Here is a 6189-nt window from a genome sequence, read left to right as displayed (position 1 = left end):
ATCCCCATCATTAAGGACAGTGACCCTGATTGGACGCGTCATAAACATTAGTTGAATAGGTTTGGGGATTTTGTTAAAAGTCAAACCATTAAGTGTGTCAAGCTTTTCAAGTCCGCTCAAAACTAGCGGTTTGCAATCTTTGCTGATTAGGTCAATTATATTTTGTTGGCCAATAAAATTGACGATTGTGGTGAGGCGCTGTAAGCCATCAATGACTTCCCAGGTAGAATCTTTATTCGTGGCCATAAATAGGCTTGGGACGGGTATGCCAAGAAGTATTGACTCTATTAACTGGGATTGCCTCTCTTGGCTCCAGATAAAATGCCTTTGATACTCTGGTGTGACATCAATTATTTCTTCGGAGATCATATCGTAAAGTTGCCTGACAGTTACATCATAGCTGTCGAACGATACCGACCTGCGATTAGCATCCAGTTGAGCCTGGATTGTGGTGCTGTCCATAGATTCCCCTGCACGATCTAGATAACCCAATCGTTTAAATGTCGTCATAAAAGCATGGTTGATACCTACTTGAGCAGTGTTTTGTCGATCAGGCAAACGGCTAAAGGCCATTTGTCTGCTGAAATCGTGGCATTGGCTTGCCGGTTTGGGGCTAAGGTGGTATCGACAAGCGTAACGCGTGCATGAAGGGCCGCTTTGGTGATGGCAGTCCAGAGGGTAGAGACCCTTGCTCAGGCTCATCGATCCAAGTGAACCTACTGACCTAAACGGCCTCAACAGCGGCTAGGCTTGATCGTCTTGGGCCGAACGGCACTTTTGCTCCAGCACGTATGCTTTAAAATGAGCTGCGACCTAAGAGGGGACGGTAGGCAGCCTCTGTAGTGGTCAACAATTCCCGGACACAGAATTGAGTTTTTCCTCCGCAACCGCCGGCGGTACGAAGCCGTTGTGCTGATGCGGCCTTATCCAGTTGTACCGCTGCATGAGGTAGCGGCCGATGTCCTGCTCGGCCAACGCTGTCGTCAGGTAACCCACTATCGGCACCCACTCCGTTTTCAGGCTACGAAACAGTCGTTCCATGGGCGAATTGTCGTAACAGTTTCCCCTTCGGCTCATGCTCTGAATCATCCGATAGCGCCAGAGCCGCTGGCGGAAACTACGGCTGCCATATTGGCTGCCCTGGTCGCTGTGAAACAGCACGCCTTGTGGTCTGCCACGCATCTCGTAAGCCCTGTCGAGCGCTTTGACGACGAGTTCCGCATCAGGCTTGGCAGACATCGCCCAACCCACCACTCTACGGCTGTACAAGTCCAAGACCACCGCCAGATAGCTCCACCGACCCTCTGCTCAGATATACGTGATGTCGCCACACCAGACCTTGTTTGGCGCAGCCACGGTGAACTTGCGATCAAGCACATTGGGAATATCGGGTCGCTCGACCGTGGCCTTCTTGTACGCATGAGAACCGGGCTGTTTGCTGATCAGCCCTTGTTCCTTCATCAATCTTCTGACTCTGAAACGCCCGACGTTAACGCCTTCATCCCGCAGCATGGCAGCCAGACTGCGACTGCCCGCTGAGCCACGACTTTGGTTGAACAGTTCGTTGACACGACTGTGTAGGTTCACGCGGCGGACATCGATATGACGCCGCCGGGCCAAGTGAGCGTAATAACAAGACCGGGGTAGCTCGAAGACTGAACACAACAGTTGAACAGGGTAGTGCTTTGCCAACTGCCGAATCGACTTCAACGTCTGCGCCCGTGTTCTTCGGCCATCAAGAGCGCAGTGGCCTCCTTTAATATTTTCTTCTCAAGCTCCAGCCGGTTGATGCGGGCCTGAAGCTCCTGAATGGTCTGCTGCTCCGGCGTGAGCGCCTTGGCAGTGGGCGTAACGCCCCCGCGCTCCAGCTGCAACTGGGTAACCCAGCGCCGCAATAAGCTCTCACCTACATCGAGAGATCTGGCGGCCTCGGGACAACTGTAGCCTTGGTCGAGCACCAGGCTAGCAGCCTCACGCTTGAAAGTCGGGGTAAAGGTACGTCGTTGTCTGCTCATCGAACACCTCTGTATGGCGAGCATTCTCGCCTAAAAAGGTGTCCGGGGTTAGTAGACCACTACAAGGGCTAGAATAGCCGTATCTGTTGGCCTGTGGAAATCTATCAAGATCCTCGTAAAGGCTCAAACCTTATCTCCAGCTCGGCAAAACTGCTGCAAGGGCAGCTCGGTACTGTCGGGCTGTCCTCAGGATAGTGTCTGGGGCAAAAATGAGGTAAACCAAGCGCCATCAGATGCCAATCTATGCCCACCCACACGCTGATAACAGAAAGATAAAGGCGCCCAAGTCTCGGTATTGTGGGACCTGGGCGTCTTGGTTTATCCATTGCAGAAAAATCGGGATACGTTACTTTATAGATTCAAACTCGCAGAAAGATTGTCCAATCTTAAAGCAGTGACCGTAGCAATTTTGTATAAATCATCTAAGTCCATGTTTTGCTTTGAATTGTGTGCAAGCGTCTCTGACTGCGATGGTAGTGTCTCGTGCAGATCTGCTATTTTTAATGTCGTCGGTATATCTCTGAGCTGTAGGTATAACTGGGTGTACTAAGTTTCGGCTTTTTCGCAGGTGGGATAAGCGCTTGTTTAAGTTATTATCTATGGCTTCAACTTTCGTGGCTTGCCCGATCAGCCATTTAAAGTCGAAGCGGTATTTCATGGTGGTAGATTTAATTTTTATGACAGAAAACAGGCCGCCCGTGTCCCAATCGATAATATTATGTTTGGCATCTTTTCCAGGGCGTGCATTTAGGGGGATATTATTAACTCCAATCGATTGAATTAAATCGAGAAGAATAGCTTCGCATACGGCGCCATATTCAATTATTTGCGTCCTGACAATTCCTTTGCGCTCATATTCGCCAAGTAAAGTCGCTTTTCCTAGTAGATAAGCTATTCGTGCAGATTTCGCTGAGAAATTAGCCGATTCGCGGAGATTTTCAGAAAATATGGAAGTGGTGAGTGATGATCCGTCATCTTTCTTTAAATAAGTATCTAAATACTTTCTTGTCGAGTCTAGGATTATCTGCCCTATGTCTGAATAATTTTCTTTGGAAAATTCAAAATCTGGCTTTTCAGTCTTGGCATTTTTACCTAGTGCGCCTTGAATTTTTTTGGTCACGGCCTGAATCCCTTCTTGTCGAGCTGAATATGGGTAATGGGCAATGCCAGCCTGATGCTCTGCAAATTGCCCACCTCGCACTATACATTAATGGCACACGGCCAGCTATGGTAGCAATGGTGCTGGTGAGGTGCGGGTAGGGAAAAATCGAGGGGTGTAGGTACACAGCGTCATGATTGAATGCAGTGGGCCACGTTTAGGGGGGTACTGCCTCTCACATCCTTTCGGAATTTTTTCTTCTGCTAGTTGTGCATGCCCAATTTCATGTTAGTGAACTAAGTGGCGATTGCTAGCCAACAGCAAAAGCTCCTTCACCGCTGCTCTCGTAGCCATCTGATCTAGAGGCAATATTTCAAAATTTTTCGCTGTGGTTGAGATTTTTTCATGTGTTACACTGACTTCCTGACGGAAATTCCTAAGACAGATTGAGCTTCGAAAGCGGCAAAGTTATGAGGTTTGAACGCGTTGGTGTGGCTGGCTAAGCTCAGGATTTCGCTATTTTAATGAGCTATAGGCCCAGGAAGTTAGGGGCTCTGAACGTCTAGCAAATCGAAAACTTGCGCAAGCTCTAAGGTTTCTCTATTTGGATTGTAAATTCGTCTGGGCCTGCCTCCCGGAACGGCTGAATTGCAACCAGCGACAATCCCACTGCAGCTCAGGCCTGCGATAAACCAGCGGTTTTCATCCAAACTGAGAACAGAGAAGCGCGCCAAGTGGTACAAAAGTGGTACTAGTCGATGCGAGGTGCCCTAGAATCCTTGCTTTATAAGATCCTCAGCCAAAGTATTGCCAATCCATCATCGGCGCCATGGAGAAACGGCGCAATGGGCCAGAGCGAGTGGTGTTTGGCTTAGATTCTGTATCGAAGGGCATCATGGCGTACGCGTTTGTGTACCGTTTCCAGTGTTTCAGAAGTTCGAAGTACGGTAGAGGTGAGCTCAATCACACTCGACTGCGCGTGTACCACTGGAAATCTTGGCAACGATTAGATCAAGGAAAAGGCCGAACGGAGTGGTCAGCTACACCGTTTAGATCTGCCTTAACAAAAAAGGATTTTTCCAAGTTTATCAAGAAGCTCTAAAGCTCGCCTGAAACCAGACTGCCCAAGGATGGATAAAGCGTCTCGAACAGAACGCTCAGCGCATGTCACCTTGATCTGGCCGAACGGTACGAATTCACGGTCGGGCGCCTGCTCGAACACCCTCTATCGTGTCAGCGAAAGCTCGGCTTCTCCGTCAACAGCAAACGGCGCACAAGAAGGTGCCCAACACGGATCAAAAACACTTTGCTGCCTGGAGGCAAATGCTCGTGGCATGAATCATTTCACCCAGCGAGTCCTGCCTAGCGGCAAAATCAACGAACATTCTTATCCAAAAACTCGCGAATGACCGGGATTATTTCCTCGCCGTGCGTTTCGAGAGCGAAATGGCCTGTGTCATACAGGCGAATATCCGCGTTGGGAATATCGCGCTTCCAGGCTTGTGCACCGATCGGGAGAAAGAACGGATCGTGCTTGCCCCATACGGCGAGTAGCGGCGGCTGGTATTTACGGAAATAGGCTTGGAACGTTGGGTACATGGCAACATTCGACGCGTAATCCAACACCAGATCGAGTTGTATGTCTGCATTACCAGGTCGCGAGACCTGCAGCCCTTCCAACGTATAGCCGTCTGGCGCGACAGCGCTTTTGTCCGGAACCCCTTCCAGGTACTGCCATTTGACCGATGCCGCTGTGGGGAAGTCGCTCAAGGCCTTGCGATTCGTCTGGCTTGGGTCTTGCCAGTAGCGCTGTATCGGCGCCCAACCGGCTCCCAGCCCTTCTTCATAGGCGTTGCCGTTCTGGGAAATGATCGCCGTGACTCGCTCAGGATGAGCAACAGCCAACCGCCATCCCACTGGCGCACCGTAGTCGTGCACCATGAGCGCAAACTTGCTCAGTTTGAGCTGTTCAGTGAACTGGCCGATGGTCGTAGCCAGTTGACTGAAGGTGTATGCATATTCTCCCCGCGCCGGCGCTTCGGTGAAGCCAAATGCAGGCAGATCGGGGGCGATCACATGGTAGCGATCGGCAAGCTCTGGAATGAGGTCACGGAACATAAAAGATGACGCAGCAAAGCCATGCAGTAGCAGCACGGTTGGCGCAGTCGGGCTGCCAGCCTCCCTGTAGAACACCTTCACGTCACCTACTTGCTCATAACGGTAGTGGACTTGATTGGTCGATGCGGCTGCGTGAGCGGGACCTGCGAGCACGGCAGCCGCAGCACCAAGCCCGGCAGCCAAATCAGAATAGCTCATGATACACCTCTGTAACCGTTAAAGTTGAGATTTGAAGGTTACTAGCGATTTTGGTAACCTGACAAGGATTTTTTAACGGTTACTACTGGCTGAGGATCCCAGCGGCATGACCCCAAACGCACTCTTTTTAGCTGACAACGTTGCCCTGGACTTCATCAACAGTGAGTACGGCGTAGGCGACAATCGACACGATTGCCTTGTTGACGACCAGAGCGTGCTCGGATGGCTGCAGACGGCCGGGCTCTTGCCGCACCAACCGCAACGTGTAGCACCGAAGGGATTACTGGCTTTGGCTCGTCAGTTGCGCACATGCGCGAGGGAGGTTATCGATTCCGCGATGAAAGGCAGCCCGGCCGATCCTGCGGTCATCAACGCATTACTTGAGGCTGGCCGACCGGTCCGGCAGCTGGTTTGGAACGATGAAAAACAGGCGTATCGAATCAGCTTCCAGCAGCGCGACAGCAGTGCAGAAAGCTTGCTTGAGCCCATTGCCGAGGCTTTGGTGGCACTGGTAACCCACGATAAATTCGAATTCGTTCGTCAGTGCGAGGCGCATGATTGCGTTCTACTTTTTCACGATCTGACCAAGTCGCACCGCCGTCGTTGGTGCAGCATGGCCACGTGCGGCAATCGCATGAAAGTCGCGGCGTTCCGCTCCAGAAACAAGTCCTGAGCGCAGACACAGCAGCGGGCGGCTGGCTAATCTGCGAAGGCATAATCTCTGCACGGTTATCCAGCAGCCCTTGGTGTCAATACCGC

4 protein-coding genes and 1 pseudogene are annotated in these 6189 nt (G+C 51.2%); 1 reads left to right on the top strand and 4 read right to left on the bottom strand.

Annotated features, from left to right (window positions below; all coding sequences use genetic code 11):
* From AA0Z93_RS22025 to AA0Z93_RS22010, 4 genes and pseudogenes are all read right to left on the bottom strand, one after another.
* Positions 1 to 573 (bottom strand): DUF262 domain-containing protein (locus AA0Z93_RS22025; RefSeq protein ID WP_413398552.1); only part of this gene is annotated, 573 nt, incomplete at its 3' end.
* A gap of 273 nt (positions 574 to 846) precedes the next feature.
* Positions 847 to 2015, bottom strand: a pseudogene (locus tag AA0Z93_RS22020) (IS3 family transposase).
* Positions 2016 to 2433: 418 nt separating this feature from the next.
* Positions 2434 to 3135 (bottom strand): hypothetical protein, encoded by a 702-nt coding sequence (locus AA0Z93_RS22015; RefSeq protein WP_413046900.1) that lies wholly within the window; start codon positions 3133 to 3135, stop codon positions 2434 to 2436.
* 1353 nt (positions 3136 to 4488) lie between these two features.
* Positions 4489 to 5430 (bottom strand): alpha/beta fold hydrolase, encoded by a 942-nt coding sequence (locus AA0Z93_RS22010; protein WP_413046901.1) that lies wholly within the window; start codon positions 5428 to 5430, stop codon positions 4489 to 4491.
* Positions 5431 to 5536: 106 nt separating this feature from the next.
* Here AA0Z93_RS22010 and AA0Z93_RS22005 point away from each other — a divergent pair, with 106 nt between their 5' ends.
* Positions 5537 to 6103, top strand: coding sequence for a CGNR zinc finger domain-containing protein (locus tag AA0Z93_RS22005; protein WP_413046902.1), 567 nt, complete (start codon positions 5537 to 5539; stop codon positions 6101 to 6103).
* Positions 6104 to 6189 lie beyond the last annotated feature (86 nt).

The organism is Pseudomonas phoenicis (genome assembly GCF_047302395.1).
In the GTDB taxonomy this organism is placed as follows: Bacteria; Pseudomonadota; Gammaproteobacteria; order Pseudomonadales; family Pseudomonadaceae; genus Aquipseudomonas.
The sequence above is the reverse complement of the archived record's forward strand: the minus strand, read 5'-3'. Positions and strand labels throughout refer to the sequence as shown.